This window comes from Pseudomonas sp. 2VD, from assembly GCF_005503585.1.
GTDB classification, from domain to species: Bacteria; Pseudomonadota; Gammaproteobacteria; order Pseudomonadales; family Pseudomonadaceae; genus Pseudomonas; species Pseudomonas aeruginosa.
On the sequence record NZ_SCND01000038.1, the window covers coordinates 1 to 19,154 of the forward strand.

Here is a 19,154-nt window from a genome sequence, read left to right on the forward strand (position 1 = left end):
GTTCCAGGCTTTCGCCAGCGATGCGAGCGTCGAGGGAAAGGTTCTCGAAGCTGGTCGGCAGCTCGCCGCCGCCGATGTTGCCGTCGCTCAGCGTCACCCGTCCGTCGACCCGCGGCGCCAGCAGGCCGCCGGACAGCCGGCCGCTGCCGTTCAGCCTGCCTTGCAGTTTCTCCACCATCGGCACGAACGGGCGCGCCACCGACAGATCGAGGCCGGCCAGGCTGAACTCGCCGCTCAGCGGCTTGCTCGCCGGGCGCGGGTCGATCTGCGCCTGCACCCGCAACTCGCCGAGCTTCGGTCCGCGGAAGTCGAGGGAGGTATCGACGCGGTTGGGCGCCAACCGGCTCTCCAGGCGCAGTCTGTCGTAGACGACGTCGACCCACTGGCCCTGGTCGCGCAGGCGCAGCGTACCGCTGCCGGCGTCCAGGCTGACCACGCCGCTCGGGCCGCGGGCCGGAACGTCCAGTTGCAGATCGCCGTTCAGCTTGCCCTGCCAGGCGAAATCCTCGGGGAACCATTGCTTCAGGCTGTCCAGCGGGAAGTCGCGCAAGGTGTAGCGCAGCCGCGGCTCGGGCAGCAGGCGCTGCTCGCCGCCGCAGAGGCTGGCGGCGCCGGATACCCAGCAATGTGCGCCGAAATTGACCTTGCCGTCGGCCAACCGCTCCAGGCGCGCCGGCTGCTGTAGCTTCCAGTCCTGGCCGCCGCTGCTCAACTCGCCGCGCGCCAGGCGACCGCGCCAGTTGCCGCGCTCCAGTTGCCCGTCGAAGGCCAGGCCGAGCTTGAGCAAGGCACCTTGCAGGTCCAGTTCCAGTTGCTGGCGGCGTTGGTCGCCGCGGGCATTGGCCTTGAACAGGCCGAGATCGGTTTCGCCGCTGCGCAGGCCGGAAGCGACCAGCGCCAGGGTGCCGTTCTGCCGGGCATCGAGGTTCGCCTGCAGGTCGAGGCCGGCGATGCGCTGCTCGGCGTAGGCGATCTGCTGTCCCGTGAGGTTCAGCCTGCCTTGCGGCGCCGCGAGGCTGCCAGCCAAGTCGAGGCGTCCGTCGAGGCGACCGAAGAGTTGCGGCCAAAGCTGGCCGAGACGGTTCAGGGCGATGTCCAGGCGGCCTTGCAGGCGCTGGTCGAGCGCCCCGCTGCCCTGCACCTTGTTATCCCCCAGGCGCAGGTCGAGGTTGCCCAGCGTCCAGCGCTGCCCCTCGCCTTCGGCGCGCGCCTGGAATAGCGCCGGCTGGCCGCGCAGGCGGCCCTTGACGTCGAGATCCACGCCCAACGCCAGCCGCTCGTCGCGAACACTTCCCTGGCTGCGCAAGGGACCGGCCAGTGAACCCGGCAGCTCGGCGACCCAGTACGCCGGGTTCAGTTCGCTGAGCTGCAGGGCGGTATCCCAAGCCACGCCATTGTCGAAACGCAACGTCACCCGGCCCTCGGCCTGGCCTTGCCCGGCGCGGAGCTGCAGCGACGGCAGGTTGAGCTGGACGAGGTCGCCGGACACCGGGCTGGCCAGCGTGAAGTCGCCCGCCGGACCGCTCGCCGCCGCGCTGAAATTGCCCAGGTAGCGCTGGTCCTGGTAATGCACTTCCGCCTTGAAGGTCTTCAGCGTCACCGGCGGCGGCTCCGCCAGCGGATACAGGCGCAGCCAGGGGAAGTCCTTCCAGTCCAGGGTCGCGTCGGCGGCCAGGCTTTCGCGCCAATCCAGGCGTCCGACCAGCTCCAGGCGCTGCTCGCCGCCAGCGTCCAGGCGCAGTTGGCGGATATCCGCGCCCTGGGCGTCGACCCGCCCGTCCAGGCTCAACGCCACCGCCCCGCCCTCGCCCGGCAGGCTGGCGCCGCCGCGGATCAGGTAACCGCTCTTGAGATCGCCGCCGGCATCGAGCTGGATGGCATTCAGGGTCAAGGTTTCCGGTAGTCCGGCCGCGCCCTTGAAACCGTCGGCGCGGATCAGCAATCGTGCCGGCAGGTTTTCCGCCAGCGCCTGCAACTGTCCTTCCAGGCTGCCGTCCAGGTAACCGCTGCTGCGGCCTTTCAGGGTCAGCGCCTGCTGCAGCTCACCGCCGACCTGGACGGCCAGCTTCCACGGCTTGCCTTCGGGAGCGGGCAGGCCGAGCGTGGCTTCGGCCTGCAAGGGCCAGTCGCCGCTCGGCTGCAAGCGCCCCTGGAGCGCCAGGTCCAGGCCGAAGCCCCGCGCCGTCAGCGAGTCGATGTGCAGGCCGTCGGCCAGCCAATGGGCCGCCAGCTTGAGTTCGGCGACCTGCTGGTTGCCGTCGAGCAGGAAGCTGCCGACCGCCACTTCGCCGAGTTCGATGCTCAGCGGCAGTTTCAGCGTCGGCAGGCTGATCGGCCCGCTGTCGGCGCTGTCGCCGCTCGGCGGCAGGTCCAGCGCGATCCGTTCGGCGGCCACCCGCTGCAGGCACAGGCGCAGCCCCGCCAGGCAGGCCGGCGACCAGCGCAGTTCAGGCCGCTCGACGACCAGTTGCGTACCGTCCTGCGCCCAGGACAGCCGCTGTGCCTGCCAGGCGCCACCGAGGCGACCCTCGAAGCCGCTGACCTGCAGGCCCGGCACGCGGCCGAGCAGCCAGGCGCTGCCGGCCTGGGTGCCGAGCAGCGCAGCGAGTCCCAGGAGCAGCGCGAGGAGCAGCCCGACTATAGCCAGCAAGGTGATCTTCAGCGCCTTCACAGTTCTGGCCCCATGGAGAAGTGCAGGCGGAAACCGCCGTCGTCGTCGAGCGCATGGGCCAGGTCGAGGCGCAACGGGCCGACCGGCGAGACCCAGCGCACGCCGAAGCCGACCCCGGTCTTGATCGACGGGAAGTCCAGCGAGTTGAAGGCGTTGCCCTGGTCGACGAAGGTCGCCAGGCGCCAGCGCTCGGCCAGCGGATATTGATACTCGACGCTGCCGGCGATCATGTAGCGGCCGCCGATCTTGTCGCCATCGGAATTCTCCGGCGACAGCGTCCGGTAGTCGTAGCCGCGCACGCTCTGGTCGCCGCCGGCGAAGAAGCGCAGCGAGGGCGGGATCGACTTGTAGTCGTTGGTGGCGATTCCGCCTACCTGCAGGCGGCCGAGCAGGCGATGGCCGCCGGCGAAGCTGGTCAGGCCCTTGGCCATGGCGTCGACATGGAGGACGTCGGCGTCGGCCAGCAGGCCTTCCTTCGCCCCCTTGACGTTGAACTGCAGGCGGTAGCCATGGCTGGGGTCGACCTTGTTGTCGGTCTCCAGCAGCGAGTAGCCGATCCCCGGCATCAGGAAGCTGCTCAGCCCGGAGTCGTCGCCCAGCTTGTACTCCTCGCGCATCCAGTTCAGCGAAACCACCCGCTGCCAGCCATCGGGCTGCTTGCTGTGCCATTCGCCGCCAAGGGTCAGCAGCTTGCTCTCGGTGTCGACCAGGTCTTCGAACTGGTAGCCGCTGGTGAAGCGCAGCTTGTCGGTGAGCGGCGGATCGAGGGGAATCTCGTACCAGGCGCCGACGTTCTGCCGTGGTGCGGAGATTTCCGACTCGAATCCCAGGCTATGCCCTTCGGCATTCACCCAATGGCGGGTCCAGTTGAACCTCGCGCGCGCCCCGACGTCGGTCGAGAAGCCGAGGCCGACGCCCATGGTCCGGGGCTTGCGCGCCTCCAGCCGGACCGCTACCGGGATCGCCTGGCGCGCGCCGTCGGCATGCGCCTGGGTCGGCGCGGCGTCGACCCGCACGCCCTCGAAGTAGCCGCTGGATTGCAGGTTCTGGTTGAGTTCGGCGATCAGTTCGGAGTCATAGGGTTGGCCGGCCTTGAACGGCACCATGCGGCGCAACAGTTCTTCCTCGATGATCGAGTCGCCGTCGAAGCTCACCTTGCCGAAGGTGTAGCGCTGGCCGCTGTCATAGACCAGGTCGATGTCGGCGATGCCGGCGCGCGGATCGATGCTCAGGCGCTGGGTGCTGAAGCGGCCCTGGAAGAAGCCGTAGCGCGAGGCCTGGTTCTGGATCAGCCGCTTGGCGTCCTCGTAGACACCCTGGTTCAGCTTCGCGCCCGGTTTCAGTTGCTTGCCCGACGGCAAGCGGAAGCTCTCCAGGCTGGCGGCCTCGCCGAGCACCTGGATGTTCACCTGGCGCAGGCGCACGGGCTCGCCGGGCACTACCTTGAGCGTGAGCTTCGGCGGCTTGCCGTCCTTCACCTCGCTGTCGATCTGCGCCTGGAAGTAGCCGAGCGCCTGGGCCGCCTTTTCCGCCTGCACCTCGGCATTGCGGCGGAAACGCTGCAACGCCGCCTCGTCTCGCTCGCCGAGGCTACCCACGTAGGCCTCGATATTGGCCTTCAGGGCGGCATTGGCGGGGGTGACGCGCACGCTAAGCTGGCTCTCCGCGAAGGCGGCCGTACTCAGGCACAGCAGCCCGGCCAGCGGGAACCGGAACAATCCTTGAGTCAGTCTCATGGCGCGGATGCTACGCAGGCGGGTGGCGCGCGTCCAGATTTGCGCGGACGCCGCCGACCACCTCCTGACATTCGGGTTTTATGACGCCAAGCGCCTGACAGGCATGGCTTTTCTCGCGCGTCCGGGGGAACGCTCAGGTCGCCGCCGGCGTCTCGCCAGGATGCAGGAGGACGTGCTCGCGCACCGCTCCCAGCGTCACCTCGCCGATCTCGCGGTAGCCGTGCCGCTGGTAGAAGTCCAGGTAGCGCGCATTGCCGGTATCCAGGACCAGCCCCTGCGAAGCGGAGTCCTCGGCGCACCAGCGCTGCACGGCCGCCAGCAACTGCTCGCCGATCTGCCTGCCCTGGTATTCGGGATGCACGCCGAGCATCGGCAACTGGTGGTGGGGGCCGACCGGCAGGCAGGCCTGCACCGCCCGGTGGTAATCCAGGTAGCGCCGGGTCGCGGCCAGGCCGACGCTGAACAGCATGCGCAGGCGCCAGCTCCAGCTCTCGGTGATATCCAGGCGCCGCTGCGGCGGCGTGATCAGGGCCGCCGCGACCAGCCGATCGTCGATGAACAGGCCGATGGCCGGCAACTCTTCGCCCAGATGGCGCTCGACCATCTCCCGGACGCACGCACGCACGCGCTGGTCGTAGCCGGCGCGCTGCGCATCCATCAGGTAGGCGAAGGTCGGTTCGTGGCGGTAGGCGTGGTAGAAAAGCGAGCGGACTTCGCGGCTATAGCCGTCGTCGAGCAGACGGACATCGGTGACCTGATCAGGCATGGAACGCATTCCTTGTCGGCCGCAGGAGCGGCGACACGCACGCTTCGCCACGGCGATTGGTCGAGCGGATGGCCTGGCCATCCCCGTCCGCGGCAGACCACAGGGCCGGCAAGGCGCCAAGCCACACAGCCATCGGGTACCCGGCGGACACTAGCACAGCGCCTCCAGGGTCGCCAGGCATCCCCCGGCTGGGCTAGCATTCCTGTTTTTGCCAGGACGCCCACCATGAAAATCGTCTCTTTCAATATCAACGGTCTGCGCGCCCGGCCGCACCAGTTGGCGGCGCTGATCGAGCGGCACCAGCCCGACGTGATCGGGCTGCAGGAAACCAAGGTCGCCGACGACCAGTTTCCCCAGGCCGAGATCGAGGCGCTCGGCTACCACGTCCACTACCACGGGCAGAAAGGCCACTACGGCGTCGCCCTGCTCTCCCGCCAGGCGCCCCTGGAACTGCACCGCGGCTTCCCGAGCGACGGCGAGGAGTCCCAGCGTCGCTTCATCTGGGGCACCTTCAGCGACGCCCAGGGCAACCCGATCACCGTGATGAACGGTTACTTCCCACAAGGCGAGAACCGCGAGCATCCGACCAAGTTCCCGGCCAAGCAGCGCTTCTACGCCGATCTCCAGTCGCTGCTGGAGAACAGCTTCAAGCCCGAGCAGGCCCTGGTGGTGATGGGCGACATCAATATCTCGCCGGAAGACTGCGACATCGGCATCGGCGAGGAAAACCGCAAGCGCTGGCTGAAGACCGGCAAGTGCAGCTTCCTGCCGGAAGAGCGCGAATGGCTGGCTACCTTGAAGAACTGGGGCCTGGTCGACAGCTTCCGGGCCCTGAATCCGGAGGTGAACGACCGCTTCAGCTGGTTCGACTACCGCAGCCGTGGCTTCGAGGACACCCCCAAGCGCGGCCTGCGCATCGATGTGATCCTGGCCAGCCGGGTGCTGCAGTCGCGTTTCAAGGACGCCGGCATCGACTACGACCTGCGCGGCATGGAGAAACCCTCCGATCACGCCCCGATCTGGCTGGAACTGGCCTGAGACCCAGCCTAAGGAAAAGGCTCATCCCCGGATGAGCCTTCAGGCGGTCGCTGCCTGGCCCGGGCGATCTCGCCGACGCCCCCCTATCCGGCGCGCGACCTTTCCCTCAGGCAGGATTGTCCACCCGCGCCCCCTTCAGCTCCACTCGATTGCCGTCCGGATCGAAGAAGTACAGCGACCAGCCGTCGCCCTCGGCGCCGAAGCGGATTTCCGCGGGAACCTGCGGGACCAGGCCGAACCCCTCGAGATGGGCGATCAGCGCGGCCTCGTCGAACGGCTCGATGCGCACGCAGAAATGGTCGACGTTGCGCCCTTCCCCACCCGGCGCCGCACCGCCCTCCCGGCCGAGCGACCCGGACACCGCGACCAGGTCGAGCATCGACGTGCCCAGGCGTAGATGGGCCAGCTCCAGGTCGTCACGCCACTTCACCACCACGCAACCGAGGACATCGCGATAGAACGCGATGCTGCGTTCCAGGTCGCGGACCCGCAGGACGATGTGATCGAGACGTTCGACGACGAAGGGTTGCATGGTCATTCACCTCTAGAACCGTGGACTATGGCGAGACTTTAGCCAGCACACCCCGGGTTGATAATGCTTTAATCCCTGATTCATTGATTACTGACAGTGAATTATCCCCGTGGATCACCTCACCGCCCTCAAGGTCTTCCGCGCCGTGGCCGCGAATGGCGGCTTCGCCGCCGCGGCCCGGCAGATGAATCTCTCGCCGGCCGCCGTGAGCAAGAACGTCGCCGAGCTGGAAGCGCACCTCAAGGTGCGCCTGATCAATCGCACCACCCGCAGCATGAGCCTGACCGAGGCGGGCGAAGTCTACCGGCAGCGCCTGGAGCGCATCCTCGACGATCTCGAGGCCGCCGACGCCGCGCTCACTTCGATGCAGCAGGGCCCCAGCGGCCTGCTGCGGGTCAGCGCCCCGCTGACCCTCGCCCTCACCTGCCTGACCCCGGCCATTCCGGCTTTTCTCCAGCGTTATCCGGACCTGCGCCTGGAACTGCTCCTGCAGGACGGCCGCCAGGACCTGATCGCCGAAGGCATCGACCTGGCCCTGCGCGGTAGCGACCGGGTTGCGGACTCCGGCCTGGTCGCCCGCCCGCTGCTGATCCTGGAGCACGTGCTCTGCGCGGCGCCGGCCTACCTCGGTCAGCATGGCCAGCCGCTGCGGCCGGAGGCCCTGCGCGAACACGAGTGCATCCGCTTCAGCCTCTCTGGCCATGCCGACCGCTGGACCTTCCGCAAGGGCCGCGAGTGCATAGCGGTGCCTATCGCCGGGCGTTACCGGGTGTCCTCCAGCCTGGCGGTGCGCGATGCCCTGCTCGCCGGCTTCGGCTTGAGCCTGATCCCACGGCTGTACGTACAGGCGGAACTGGCCGAAGGCCGCCTGGTTGAATTGCTGGCTGACTGGAAGGCCGACGAGACGGCGATCCACGCGGTCTATCCATCGCGCCAACTGGCCGGCAAGACCCGGGTGTTTCTCGACTTCCTGACCGAGACAATGGCGCAGGGCCATGATTCCCCAACGCTGTAACCTTAGCGTCACCCGTCTGACTTAATCTCGCCGGCAAATTCCCTTCCCCATAGAAGACGATGCCCGCGATGCCACACCGCCAGCGCGCCAGTGACAAAGACCTCTGGAGCCGTACCCTGAGCCTGGTTTTCCTCGGATTCCTCTGTTACGCCTTCCCCTGGTCGGTATTCGCCGCCCCCTTGCCGATCCCCACGGACGACACGCCGGCGCTGCGCATCCAGGGTTCCAACACCATCGGCGCGAAGCTCCTGCCGGCCCTGGTCGAGGGCCTGATGGAAGAGGAAGGCCTGGAGGATATCCGCCGTACCCCCGGAGAACGGGAAAACGAACTCCATCTGCTCGGCAAGAGCCGCGACGGCCGCCTGGTGAGGGTGGAGCTATCCGCCCACGGTTCGAGCACCGGCTTCGCCGCCCTCCTCGAACGCCACGCCGAACTCGCCGCGGCCTCGCGCCCCGTCAAGGACAGCGAAGTTCGCGCCCTGGCCGGCTTCGGCGACCTGCGCAGCCCATATGCCGAGCAGGTGATCGCCATCGACGGACTGGCGATCATCCTGCATCCGGACAACCCGCTGGCCTCGCTGGACACCGCGCAACTGGCGGCGGTGTTCGCCGGCGAGGTGCGTACCTGGGAAGAACTGGGCGGCAAGGGCGGCGCCATCCGCCTGTACGCTCGCGACGAGCAGTCCGGCACCTACGACACCTTCAAGGAACTGGTGCTGGCCAGTCACGGCAAGAGCCTGGCCAGCGACGCCCGCCGCTTCGAATCCAACGATCGGCTGGCGGCCGCGGTGAGCGCCGATCCGCACGCCATCGGCTTCGTCGGCATCGCGTCGGTGGGCCGGGCCCGCGCCTTGGCCATCGCCGACGGCGAATCGCTGCCGATGGCGCCCCAGGAAAGCCTGATCGCCACCGAGGACTACCCGCTGTCGCGCCGCCTGTTCCTCTACCTGAAGCCCGGCGAGAAGAACCCCTGGGCCCAGGCCCTGGTACGTTTCGCCCAGGGCCCGCGCGGCCAGGCGATCGTCACCCGCAGCGGCTTCGTCGCGCAGAAGATCCAGGCGGTGCAGATCGCACCGCGCCCGCAGATGCCCGCCGAATACCGCAAGCTCGCGGAACAGGCGCGGCGCCTGACGGTGAACTTCCGCTTCCAGGAAGGCAGCGCGCTGCTCGACAACAAGGCACTGCTCGACGTACAGCGTTTGCTGGACTACCTGCGGCAAAATCGGAAGTTGCAGGAGCGCACCGTGCTGGTGGGCTTCGGCGATCCCAAGTCCGACGCCGAGCGCTCGGTCCTGCTTTCGCGCCTGCGCGCCATGGCCGTGCGCCGCGAACTGGCCCGCGGCGGCGTGAGTTTCCGCGAGATCGCCGGCTTCGGCGACGAGTTGCCGGTCGCCAGCAACGACCAGGAACTGGGCCGACAGAAGAACCGGCGGGTGGAAGTCTGGGTCTACTGAACGCTGTAGCACTTTGTAACCTCGCCGTTTTGCCGGCGCCCGGAGCCTGGTTTATTTTTTCCGAGTGACTGCGGGCCCCTCTGACGGTAAGCAATTGCCGCCATGTCGGAGTCACATGACCATCCGACAATTCGAAGCGAGGGGGCCCAATGGCAGCTCTGCATGCATTTCTCACCGAACCGTTCCTCGGTACGGCTACCTGGTTCTGGCTGGCCTTCCTGGCCATCGTCATCGTTCTCCTGGTCCTCGACCTCGGCGTGCTGCAACGCGACCACCACGAAATCGGCGTGCGCGAAAGCCTGCTGCTGTCCGCCGGCTACTTCGCCTGCGGCCTGGCCTTCGGCGGCTGGGTCTGGTACGCCTTCGGCCCCACCAGCGCGGTGGAGTACTACACCGGCTTCCTGGTCGAACAGTCGCTATCGATGGACAACGTGTTCGTCATGGCGATGATCTTCAGTTTCTTCGGCATCCCCCGCCGCTACCAGCACCAGGTGCTGTTCTGGGGCATCCTCGGCGCCATCGTCCTGCGGGCGATCATGATCGGCCTGGGCGCCGCGCTGGTGAAGGAATTCGACTGGATCATGTACGTGTTCGGCGCCTTCCTGCTGTTCAGCGGCGTGAAGATGCTGTTCAACAAGCACGAGGAAGAACCCGACCTGGAGCACAACCCGGTGCTGCGCTTCCTGCGCAAGCACATGCGGGTGACCAAGGAACTGCACGAGCATCACTTCTTCGTCCGCCTGCCGGACGCCAGCGGCAAGCTGGTGCGCTACGCCACCCCGCTGTTCTTCGCCCTGGTGCTGATCGAGCTGGCCGACCTGGTGTTCGCGGTGGACAGCGTGCCGGCGATCTTCGCCATCACCCAGGACCCGTTCATCGTCTACACCTCGAACATCTTCGCCATCCTCGGCCTGCGCGCCCTGTACTTCTCGCTGGCGGCGATGATCCACCGCTTCGTCTACCTGAAATACGCCCTGGCCCTGGTGCTGGTGTTCATCGGTGCGAAGATCATGCTCCATGGTGTGATCGGCAAGATTCCCGCCGGCCTCTCGCTTGGCGTAACCTTCGGCCTGCTGGCGGGCGGTATCCTGCTCTCCCTGCTGAAGACCCGCACGCCGAAAGCCACCGTCGAGGACAAGGCCGAACCGAATGCCGAACACGCTCTGGATCGAACGTCTGGACACCCACGCTGAACCTTTCTGGCGGGTCCGCCTCGGCACGCGTGGGATCTGCTTCCGCAACGAGCGGGCGGCCCGCGAGTTCGCCGCCCTGCTGCACAGCCGTCGCGCGTGGCAGCTGGAACGCAACGCCGAGGAAAAAGGGGCGGACTCCCCGGAATGAAAAAGGCCCGCATCCGCGGGCCTTTCCCCTATACCACAGCCGTCAGCGGCTGCTGCGCAGCATCTCCCTGGGCACGTACTTGCCCAGCTCGAACTTGCCGATCGCCGCGCGGTGCACCTCGTCCGGACCGTCGGCCAGGCGCAGGGTGCGCTGCATGGCGTACCAGTAGGCCAGCGGGAAGTCGTTGGAAACCCCGGCGCCACCGTGCATCTGGATCGCCCGGTCGATCACCTTCAACGCCACGTTGGGCGCCACCACCTTGATCTGGGCGATTTCGCTCTGGGCGATCTTGTTGCCCACGGTATCCATCATGTAGGCGGCCTGCAGGGTCAGCAGGCGCGCCATGTTGATCTCCATCCGCGAGTCGGCGATGTGGTCGATGTTGCCGCCCAGGCGCGCCAGCGGCTTGCCGAACGCGGTACGGCTGACCGCGCGCTTGCACATCAGTTCGAGGGCGCGCTCGGCCATGCCGATGGAGCGCATGCAGTGGTGGATGCGGCCCGGGCCGAGGCGCCCCTGGGCGATCTCGAAACCGCGGCCCTCGCCGAGGATGACGTTCTCGTAGGGCACCCGCACGTTCTCGAACAGCACTTCGGCATGGCCATGCGGCGCGTCGTCGTAGCCGAACACCGGCAGCGGACGGAGGATCTTCACCCCGGGGGTGTCGACCGGTACCAGGATCATCGAGTGCTGCTGGTGGCGCGGCGCGTCCGGGTTGGTCAGGCCCATGAAGATCAGGATCTTGCAGCGCGGATCGCAGGCGCCGGAGGTCCACCACTTGCGCCCGTTGATCACCCAGTCGTCGCCCTGGCGCTCGGCGCGCGCCTCCATATTGGTGGCGTCGGACGAGGCCACGCCCGGTTCGGTCATGGCGAAGGCCGAGCGGATCTCGCCGCTCAGCAGCGGTTCCAGCCAGGTGCGCTTCTGCTCCTCGCTGCCGTAGCGCACCAGCACCTCCATGTTGCCGGTATCCGGCGCGGCGCAGTTGAAGGGTTCCGGCCCGATCAGCGAACGGCCCATGATTTCCGCCAGCGGCGCGTATTCGTGGTTGGCCAGCCCGGCACCGTACTCGGACTCGGGCAGGAACAGGTTCCACAGCCCTTCGGCCTTGGCCTTGGCCTTCAGCTCTTCCATGATCGCCGTCGGCTGCCAGCGGTCGCCCTCGGCGACCTGGCGCTCGAACACGGCCTCGGCGGGATAGACATGCGCTTCCATGAACGCGCTGACGCGTTCACGCAGCTCCTGGACCTTGGGGGAATAGGCGAAATCCATGGGGGATACCTTCTGACGGGTTGGCAGGCGAGGCATCGGACAAAGGCGCTGGTAACGATGCCGGAACAGGGCTTAAGATTTGCCCAGTCTATTTTTTCCGTCCATGAACATTCATGATCCATATGGGGGTCATCCAAGCCCCCAATAACAAGAAAAGTCGCGGAGCCAGTGCCATGAACCTGAACAAAGTCGACCTGAACCTGTTCATCGTGTTCGATGCGATCTATACCGAAGCCAACCTGACCCGCGCCGGGCAGATCGTCGGCATCACCCAGCCAGCCGTATCCAACGCCCTTTCCCGCCTGCGCGAGACCTTCAACGACCCGCTGTTCGTGCGCACCGCCCAGGGCATGGTGCCGACCCCGATGGCGCAGAACATCATCGGCCCGGTGCGCAACGCGCTGCAGTTGCTGCGGGTTTCGGTGCAGGAGAGCCGCAGCTTCGATCCGCAGCAGGCGAACAAGACCTACCGCATCAGCATGACCGACCTCACCGAGGCGGTCATCCTCCCCCCGCTGTTCCAGCGCTTGCGCCGCCTGGCGCCGAACGTGCATATCGAGAGCTTCCTCGCCAAGCGCCGCGAAACCACCAAGGAACTCGCCGCCGGCCGCCTCGACTTCGCCGTCGACGCGCCGCTGAACACCGATCCCCAGGTGCGCCACGTCAAGCTGATGGAGGACCGCTACGTCTGCGCCATGCGCCGCGGCCACCCACTGGCGGGCAAGCCGAAGCTGGCCCTGGACGATTACCTGGGCCTGACCCACATCCATATTTCCAGCCGCCGCAGCGGCCTCGGCTACATCGACCTGGCGCTGGGCAAGATGGGCATCCAGCGCAAGATCGCGCTGCGCTCGCAGCACTACCTGATGGCCTCCACGGTGGTCCAGCAGACCGACATGGCGATGACCGTGCCGGAACGCTTCGCCCGTCACCACGACCTGCACTACGCGGTGCTGCCGGTGAGCGACGTGCCGAAACTGGAAACCCACCTGTACTGGCACGAGAGCACCGACCAGGACCCGGCCAACCGCTGGATGCGCGAACAGATCATCGAGCTGTGCCAGCAGGTCACCGCGCGCGAGAACAAGGCGGCACAGCCGGCGTGAGCGCCTGCCAAGGGGCGTAGGGCGAACGAGGCCACAGTCGTTTGCTTCCGAGGCGCCTCAGCGCGCCCTCTCCCTGAAGGGAGAGGGTGCCGTTGCGGAAACGACGGATAGTCGCCGCTACAGGCTGCGCGCGATCACCAGGCGCTGCACGTCGCTGGTGCCCTCGTAGATCTGGCAGACCCGCACGTCCCGATAGATGCGCTCCACCGGGAAGTCCTTGAGATAGCCGTAGCCACCGAGGGTCTGGATCGCCGCGGAGCAGACTTCCTCGGCCATTTCCGAGGCGAACAGCTTGGCCATCGAGGCTTCGGTCAGGCACGGCAGGCCGGCTTCGCGCAGGCTGGCGGCGTGGTGGACCATCTGCCGCGCCACGGCGATGCGGGTAGCCATGTCGGCCAGGCGGAAGGCCACTGCCTGGTGCTCGATGATCGGCTTGCCGAAGGTTTCCCGCTCGTGGGCGTAGTCGCGCGCCGCCTCGAACGCCGCGCGCGCCATGCCGACCGCCTGGGCGGCGATGCCGATGCGGCCGCCTTCGAGGTTGGCCAGGGCGATGCGGTAGCCCTCGCCCTCCTCGCCCAGGCGCAGCGCGGCCGGGATACGCAGGTCGTTGAAGGCCAGCTGGCAGGTGTCCGAGGCGTGCTGGCCGAGCTTGTCCTCGATCCGCACCACCTCGTAGCCGGGCGTGTCGGTGGGCACGATGAACGCGCTGATGCCGCGCTTTCCGGCATCCGGATCGGTGACCGCGAAGACGATCACCATCCCCGCGTGGCTGCCCGAAGTGATGAACTGCTTGGCACCGTTCAGCACGTAGTGGTCACCGTCGCGGCGGGCGCGGGTCTTCAGGAAGCTCGCGTCGGAACCGGCCTGCGGCTCGGTCAGGGCGAAGGCGCCGAGCATCGAACCCTGGGCCAGCGGACGGAGGAAGCGCTCCTTCTGCTCGGCGCTGCCGAACTTGTGGATCGGCATGCAGCCGACCGAGTTGTGCACGCTCATGATGGTCGAGCAGGCGCCGTCGCCAGCGGCGATCTCCTCGAGGGCCATGGCGTAGGCCAGGTGCCCGGTCTGCGCGCCGCCCCACTCCTCGGGCACCAGCATGCCGAGGAAGCCGAGGTCGGCCATCTCGCGGATCGCCTCGGCCGGAAAACGGTGCTCGCGGTCCCAGTCGGCGGCGAACGGTTTCAGCCGTTCCTGGGCGAACTGCCGCGCCATGTCACGGATCTGGATCTCTTCTTCGCAGGGAATCATCGCGGGTTCCTCTTCTTCACTGCCTGCATCAGCGCAAGCGCTCGACGGCGATCGCGGTCGCCTCGCCGCCGCCGATGCAGACCGCCGCCACGCCGCGTTCCAGGTCGTACTGCTGCAGGGCGTTGAGCAGGGTCACGACGATCCGTGCGCCGGACGCGCCGATCGGATGGCCCAGCGCACAGGCGCCGCCGTGGACGTTGAGGCGTTCGTGGGACAGGTCGAGGTCGCGCATCGCCGCCATGCCGACCACGGCGAAGGCTTCGTTGACCTCGAACAGGTCGACCTCGCCCAGCGACCAGCCGGTACGCTGCATCAGGCGCTTCACCGCACCGACCGGCGCGGTGGGGAACAGGTTCGGCGCGTCGGCGAACGAAGCATGCCCACGGATCGCCGCCAACGGCGCGAGCCCGCGTCGCTCGGCCTCGGAAAGGCGCATCAGGACCAGCGCGGCGGCACCGTCGGAAATCGAACTGGAGTTGGCCGCGGTTACCGTGCCGCCTTCGCGGAACGCCGGCTTCAGGGTCGGGATCTTGTCCAGCCGGGCCTTCGGCGGCTGCTCGTCGCTATCCACCAGGCGCTCGGTCTTGCCGGCGGTGACCGTCAGCGGCACGATCTCGGCCTGGAAGCGCCCGTCGCGCATGGCTTGCTGCGCGCGGGTCAGCGAGGCCACGGCGAACTCGTCCTGTGCCTCGCGGGTGAAGCCGTAGGCCTCGGCGCAGTCCTCGGCGAAGGTGCCCATCAGGCGGCCCTTGTCGTAGGCGTCTTCGAGGCCGTCGAGGAACATGTGGTCGAGCACCTTGCCGTGGCCCATGCGGTAGCCGCTACGGGCGCGCTCCAGCAGGTAGGGCGCGTTGGACATGCTTTCCATGCCCCCGGCCAGCGCGACCCCGGCGCTGCCGGCGAGCAACGTGTCGTGGGCGAGCATCAGCGCCTTCATGCCCGAGCCGCACATCTTGTTCAGCGTCGAGCACGGCGTGCCGCGCGCCAGCCCGGCGCCAAGCACCGCCTGGCGCGCCGGCGCCTGGCCCTGGCCGGCGGCGAGCACGCAGCCGAGCACGGCCTCGTCCACTTCGTCGGCTTGCAGGCGCGCCCGCTCCACCGCGGCGCGCACCGCCGCGGCGCCGAGGGTAGCGGCGTTGACGTCCTTGAAGTCGCCGAGGAAGCCGCCCATCGGGGTGCGGACGGCGCTGACGATGACGATCGGATCTTCGCGGGTCATGGGATCTTCCTCCTGTATTAGCGGGCGGCCATGCGGATGGCGCCGTCGAGGCGAATCACTTCGCCGTTGAGCATGCTGTTCTCGATGATCTGCCGGACCAGCGCGGCGTATTCGTCCGGACGCCCCAGGCGCGGCGGGAACGGCACGCTGGCGCCGAGGGAGTCGCGCACCTCCTGGGGCATGCCGGCCATCATCGGTGTCTCGAAGATGCCCGGGGCGATGGTCATCACTCGGATGCCGAAGCGCGCCAGCTCGCGGGCGATGGGCAGGGTCATGCCGACCACCCCGCTCTTCGAGGCGGAATAGGCGGCCTGGCCAATCTGCCCGTCGAACGCCGCCACCGAGGCGGTATTGACGATCACCCCGCGCTCGCCGCCCTCGTCCGGCTGGCCCTGGGACATGGCCTCGGCGGCCAGGCGCAGCATGTTGAAGCTGCCCACCAGGTTGATGTCGATGACCCGGCGGAAACTCTCCAGGGCATGGATGCCATTGCGTCCGAGGACCTTCTCGGCCGGCGCCACGCCCGCGCAATTGGCCAGGCCATGGAGGCCGCCGAAGGCCTCCAGTGCAGTGGCCACGGCCTGGCGGCCGTCGGCCTCGCTGGCGATGTCGGCCCTGACGAAGCGCGCCTGGGCGCCAAGCTCGGCGGCCTTGGCCGCGCCGGCCTCGGCGTTGATGTCGGCCAGCACCACCTTGCCGCCCTGCTCCACCAGCATCTTCGCGGTGGCGGCGCCGAGCCCGGAGCTGCCGCCGGTGACCAGGAACACTCGATTTTCGATACGCACGTCGTTTTCTCCTGCTGAATCAGTTCGCGGCGGCCGCCCGTGGGGCCGCCTCGCGTTGCCGGGCGATCTCCTGGTTGCGCAGGAGAAAGCGCTGGATCTTGCCGCTGGGGGTCTTCGGCAGTTCCTCGAGGAACTCGATCTCCCGCGGGTAGGCGTGCGCCGACAGGCGCTGGCGCACGTATCGCTGCAGTTCGTCCGCCAGTTCCGGCGTCGGCCGGTGGCCGGCGCAGAGCACGACGAAGGCCTTGACCAGTTCGGTGCGCTCCGGGTCGGGCTTGCCGATCACCGCCGCCTCCATCACTGCCGGGTGTTCGATCAGCGCGCTCTCCACATCGAACGGGCCGACCCGGTAGCCAGAGGTGGTAATGACGTCGTCGGCGCGGCCGACGAAGCTGATGCTGCCGTCTTCGTTGAGTTCGACGGTATCGCCGCTCAGGTAGTAGTCGCCGACGAAGGCTGCGGTTTCCAGGCCCTGGTAGCCGGGGAACCACATCAGCGGCGAACGCCGCCGGTCGAGGGCGAGGATGCCCGGCTGGCCGGGCGGCAGTTCGTTGAGATCGTCGTCCAGCACTACCACCCGGTGCCCGGGACAGGCGAATCCGGCGGCGCCGACCCGCACCGGATGCGCCAGGGCATGGTGGTTGCACAGCACCATGCCCAGCTCGGTCTGCCCGTAATGGTCGTGGATGGTGGTGCCGAGCCTGTCGGCGAACCAGCGGATCACCTCCGGCGTCAACGGCTCGCCGGCGCTGCTGACCGCGCGCAGGCGCCCCTTCAGCGCAGTTTCCGCGGCCGCGCCGGCGGCCATCAGCAGGCGATAGGCGGTGGGCGATCCGGCGAGGTTGGTGATGCCGTAGTCACGGATGATCCGGCAGGTGCTTTCTACGCTGAACGGCCCTTCGTAGAAGGTGGTCGGATGGCCCATGGCGAGGGGACCGGCGACAGCGTAGTAGAGGCCGTAGGCCCAGCCCGGATCGGCGAGGTTCCAGAAGGCGTCCTCGGGGCGCAGGTCCACCGCCTCGCGCAGGTAGCCGACGAAGGCGAGGATCGCCTTGAGCGGCACCGGCACCGGTTTGGCCAGGCCGGTGGTGCCGGAGGTGAACATCATCAGGAACGGATCCTCGCCGCTGCGCGGAACCGGCTCGAATTCGGCCGGATAGCGCTCCAGCTCGGCCCAGAAGCTGAAATCGCCGCGACGGATGCCCTGCCCCTTCGGTCCGCCGACGGTGACGGCCAGAGGCGGATCGGCGAGTTCGTCGAGCTTGTCGCGGTTGGCCGCATCGGTGACCAGCACCTTGCTGCCGGCGGTCGCCACGCGGTGTTCGATGGCCTTCGGGCCGAAGGCGGTGAACAGCGGCTGGTACACCGCGCCCAGGCGCCAGGCGCCGAGGATGGTGACCAGCAGCTCGGGCGTGCGCGGCAACAGGCCGGCGACGCAATCGCCCGGGCGTACGCCCTGGGCCTGGAGGAAATTGGCGAAACGTCCGGAGAGCGCTTTCAGCTCGCTGAAGGTATAGCTGGCGCGACTGCCATCCTTGCCCTCCCAGAACAACGCGATCCGACCCGGCAGGGCATGCCGGTCGCAGCATTCGACGCAGGCGTTGAGCGCCTGGAGCGTGCCGGAAAGCGTGGCGGCGGCGGTCCGCTGCAAGTCGAACCCGGCGGCAGTGGTGGCGTAGTCGCGCATTGCAGGACTCCTCGGCTTGTTTTTGTATGGAGTAGCCGGAATCTTCACGCCGTGGCTGGCGCGGGGCAATGTCGAAAGGCTTCAATCTGCCTGAGCGGTTTGGACAATCCGGGCTGGCTGCCTGTCCCCCCGAACCGTTCGCGACATACCGCGGATGACGCTGCGCGGCATTCGCCCTATCGACGGCCGAGCGTTTCGGACAAGACGCCTGACGATTCGGCCGACGCGGTTTCCGCCGCGACCTGCGCCCGGTACTGCCCGGGGGTCGAGCCGGTCCACTTCTTGAACGCCTTGTGGAACGCGCTGCCATCGGCGAAGCCCAGCTCCAGCGCCAGTTCGGCGAAATTCGCCGCGCCGGCGTCCAGCCGCGCGATGGCCAGGTCGCGGCGGACCTGGTCCTTCAGCGCCTGGTAGCTCTGCCCTTCCAGGGACAGCTTGCGGCGCAGGGTCGAGGGCGCCATGAAGAAATGCCCGGCGAGCGCGTCCGCGTCCGGCCAGCGTCCCGGCCGCAGGCTGCGCAGGTAGGCCTTGACCCGCGCCGCCAGGCTCTGCGGATCGCGATAGCGGACCAGGATGTTGGCCGGCGCGCCAAGCAGGAAGCGCCGCAGCTCCCGCTTGTCGCGGCGGACCGGCAGGGCCAGGCAGTCGGCATTGAACAGCAGGCGGCTGAGGGGACGGGAGAAACGCAGGTTGTCGCTGAACATCACCCGGTAGTCCTCGATGTAGTCCGGCTGCGGACAGCGCAGGTCGATGGCCAGGATCGGGATGCGCCGGCCGACCAGCCAGCAGGCCAGGCCATGGGTGATCATCCATAGGGTGAAGTAGGACAGCGCTCGCCCGTACCGGCCCGGCGCCTCGTCGAGGACGATTTCCGCCAGGCCGCCGCGGCGCTGCAGGCGCGGCTGGAAGTCGTCGAACTGCAGGCAGAGGAATCGCAGGATGCCGGTCAGCGCCGGTTCCAGGGTCTGCTCGTGGATCGCGCAGCGGCTCATGAAAGCGAAGCTGCCACTCTTCAGGCGCCGCGCGTCCATGCCGAAGAACTCGTCGTCCATGCGCCGAGCCAGATCCAGCCAGAGCCGCGAATAGGCGTGCGAGGTGACCCGCGCGTAGGGTTTGCCGAGCAACTGCGGATCGATACCGGCGGCCTGGAGGACCTCCCCCTCCTCGCCGCCCTGCCGGCGCCACTCCACCAGCGCCTCGCCGACCAGGCGCACCGAGATGGTGCCCTTGGTGCTCGCCTGAGTCTCGCCGTCGTTCTTCACCCGTCCCTCTCGCCTCGCTGCGCGC

At 68.0% G+C, this 19,154-nt stretch carries 16 protein-coding genes; 6 read left to right on the forward strand and 10 right to left on the reverse strand.

Annotated elements, in window-relative coordinates:
* The 3 genes from FFS27_RS06850 to FFS27_RS06860 form a co-directional block, all read right to left on the reverse strand.
* Positions 1-2,671: translocation/assembly module TamB domain-containing protein (locus FFS27_RS06850; RefSeq protein ID WP_137951955.1), on the reverse strand; the 2,671-nt coding region annotated here is incomplete at its 3' end.
* Complete coding sequence (locus FFS27_RS06855) at positions 2,668-4,407, reverse strand: autotransporter assembly complex protein TamA (protein ID WP_021264877.1); 1,740 nt, start codon at positions 4,405-4,407, stop codon at positions 2,668-2,670. The genes FFS27_RS06855 and FFS27_RS06850, both read right to left, overlap by 4 nt.
* A gap of 133 nt (positions 4,408-4,540) precedes the next feature.
* The gene (locus tag FFS27_RS06860; RefSeq protein ID WP_021264878.1) at positions 4,541-5,254 is read right to left on the reverse strand and encodes a GNAT family N-acetyltransferase; all 714 of its coding nucleotides are present in this window, start codon (positions 5,252-5,254) and stop codon (positions 4,541-4,543) included.
* Between the two features lie 144 nt (positions 5,255-5,398).
* Here FFS27_RS06860 and xthA point away from each other — a divergent pair, with 144 nt between their 5' ends.
* Positions 5,399-6,211, forward strand: a complete 813-nt coding sequence (xthA, locus tag FFS27_RS06865) for an exodeoxyribonuclease III (RefSeq protein ID WP_003089983.1) — start codon at positions 5,399-5,401, stop codon at positions 6,209-6,211.
* Between the two features lie 106 nt (positions 6,212-6,317).
* On the opposite strand, the gene FFS27_RS06870 is transcribed toward xthA, so the two are convergent.
* Positions 6,318-6,749 (reverse strand): VOC family protein, encoded by a 432-nt coding sequence (locus FFS27_RS06870; protein ID WP_003139067.1) that lies wholly within the window; start codon positions 6,747-6,749, stop codon positions 6,318-6,320.
* Positions 6,750-6,843: 94 nt separating this feature from the next.
* On the opposite strand from FFS27_RS06870, the gene FFS27_RS06875 reads away from it, so the two are divergent.
* The 4 genes from FFS27_RS06875 (at position 6,844) to FFS27_RS06890 (ending at position 10,553) form a co-directional block, all read left to right on the forward strand.
* Positions 6,844-7,758: a LysR family transcriptional regulator gene (locus tag FFS27_RS06875; protein WP_078452307.1), complete on the forward strand. Its 915-nt coding sequence runs from the start codon at positions 6,844-6,846 to the stop codon at positions 7,756-7,758.
* Positions 7,759-7,817: 59 nt separating this feature from the next.
* On the forward strand, positions 7,818-9,212 hold the full coding sequence (locus FFS27_RS06880; protein WP_003139062.1) for a substrate-binding domain-containing protein: 1,395 nt from the start codon (positions 7,818-7,820) through the stop codon (positions 9,210-9,212).
* Between the two features lie 149 nt (positions 9,213-9,361).
* A complete protein-coding gene (locus FFS27_RS06885) occupies positions 9,362-10,405 on the forward strand; it encodes a TerC family protein (RefSeq protein WP_003104462.1) in 1,044 nt (347 codons plus the stop codon).
* Entirely contained in the window at positions 10,362-10,553 is a 192-nt protein-coding gene (locus FFS27_RS06890) for a hypothetical protein (protein ID WP_003089995.1), read from the forward strand. The genes FFS27_RS06885 and FFS27_RS06890 overlap by 44 nt, the downstream gene beginning before the upstream one ends.
* A 42-nt stretch (positions 10,554-10,595) precedes the next feature.
* Here FFS27_RS06890 and FFS27_RS06895 read toward each other — a convergent pair whose 3' ends face one another.
* Positions 10,596-11,825 carry an acyl-CoA dehydrogenase gene (locus FFS27_RS06895; RefSeq protein WP_003089998.1) on the reverse strand — a complete coding sequence of 410 codons (1,230 nt, stop codon included), beginning with the start codon at positions 11,823-11,825 and terminating at the stop codon, positions 10,596-10,598.
* Between the two features lie 173 nt (positions 11,826-11,998).
* Between FFS27_RS06895 and FFS27_RS06900 the strand changes: the two genes are divergently transcribed.
* Positions 11,999-12,931 carry a LysR family transcriptional regulator gene (locus FFS27_RS06900; protein ID WP_003090000.1) on the forward strand — a complete coding sequence of 311 codons (933 nt, stop codon included), beginning with the start codon at positions 11,999-12,001 and terminating at the stop codon, positions 12,929-12,931.
* A gap of 117 nt (positions 12,932-13,048) precedes the next feature.
* On the opposite strand, the gene FFS27_RS06905 is transcribed toward FFS27_RS06900, so the two are convergent.
* The 5 genes from FFS27_RS06905 to FFS27_RS06925 form a co-directional block, all read right to left on the reverse strand.
* Entirely contained in the window at positions 13,049-14,176 is a 1,128-nt protein-coding gene (locus FFS27_RS06905; RefSeq protein ID WP_003131257.1) for an acyl-CoA dehydrogenase family protein, read from the reverse strand.
* Between the two features lie 28 nt (positions 14,177-14,204).
* Complete coding sequence (locus FFS27_RS06910) at positions 14,205-15,395, reverse strand: acetyl-CoA C-acyltransferase (protein ID WP_003108823.1); 1,191 nt, start codon at positions 15,393-15,395, stop codon at positions 14,205-14,207.
* Positions 15,396-15,412: 17 nt separating this feature from the next.
* Positions 15,413-16,180, reverse strand: a complete 768-nt coding sequence (locus FFS27_RS06915; protein ID WP_003090005.1) for a 3-hydroxyacyl-CoA dehydrogenase — start codon at positions 16,178-16,180, stop codon at positions 15,413-15,415.
* Between the two features lie 19 nt (positions 16,181-16,199).
* On the reverse strand, positions 16,200-17,867 hold the full coding sequence (locus tag FFS27_RS06920) for an acyl-CoA synthetase (RefSeq protein ID WP_003139051.1): 1,668 nt from the start codon (positions 17,865-17,867) through the stop codon (positions 16,200-16,202).
* Between the two features lie 176 nt (positions 17,868-18,043).
* Entirely contained in the window at positions 18,044-19,129 is a 1,086-nt protein-coding gene (locus FFS27_RS06925; protein WP_003090009.1) for an AraC family transcriptional regulator, read from the reverse strand.
* Positions 19,130-19,154: the final 25 nt, after the last annotated feature.

What these genes read in the sequence shown, in the direction of transcription:
- FFS27_RS06890 (WP_003089995.1), top strand. Translation starts at nt 10,362, where the DNA reads ATGCCGAACACGCTCTGGATCGAACGTCTGGACACCCACGCTGAACCT.
- xthA (WP_003089983.1), top strand. Translation starts at nt 5,399, where the DNA reads ATGAAAATCGTCTCTTTCAATATCAACGGTCTGCGCGCCCGGCCGCAC.
- FFS27_RS06895 (WP_003089998.1), bottom strand. Translation starts at nt 11,825, where the DNA reads ATGGATTTCGCCTATTCCCCCAAGGTCCAGGAGCTGCGTGAACGCGTC.
- FFS27_RS06855 (WP_021264877.1), bottom strand. Translation starts at nt 4,407, where the DNA reads ATGAGACTGACTCAAGGATTGTTCCGGTTCCCGCTGGCCGGGCTGCTG.
- FFS27_RS06870 (WP_003139067.1), bottom strand. Translation starts at nt 6,749, where the DNA reads ATGACCATGCAACCCTTCGTCGTCGAACGTCTCGATCACATCGTCCTG.
- FFS27_RS06885 (WP_003104462.1), top strand. Translation starts at nt 9,362, where the DNA reads ATGGCAGCTCTGCATGCATTTCTCACCGAACCGTTCCTCGGTACGGCT.
- FFS27_RS06905 (WP_003131257.1), bottom strand. Translation starts at nt 14,176, where the DNA reads ATGATTCCCTGCGAAGAAGAGATCCAGATCCGTGACATGGCGCGGCAG.
- FFS27_RS06880 (WP_003139062.1), top strand. Translation starts at nt 7,818, where the DNA reads ATGCCCGCGATGCCACACCGCCAGCGCGCCAGTGACAAAGACCTCTGG.
- FFS27_RS06910 (WP_003108823.1), bottom strand. Translation starts at nt 15,395, where the DNA reads ATGACCCGCGAAGATCCGATCGTCATCGTCAGCGCCGTCCGCACCCCG.
- FFS27_RS06860 (WP_021264878.1), bottom strand. Translation starts at nt 5,254, where the DNA reads ATGGCCAGGCCATCCGCTCGACCAATCGCCGTGGCGAAGCGTGCGTGT.
- FFS27_RS06920 (WP_003139051.1), bottom strand. Translation starts at nt 17,867, where the DNA reads ATGCGCGACTACGCCACCACTGCCGCCGGGTTCGACTTGCAGCGGACC.
- FFS27_RS06900 (WP_003090000.1), top strand. Translation starts at nt 11,999, where the DNA reads ATGAACCTGAACAAAGTCGACCTGAACCTGTTCATCGTGTTCGATGCG.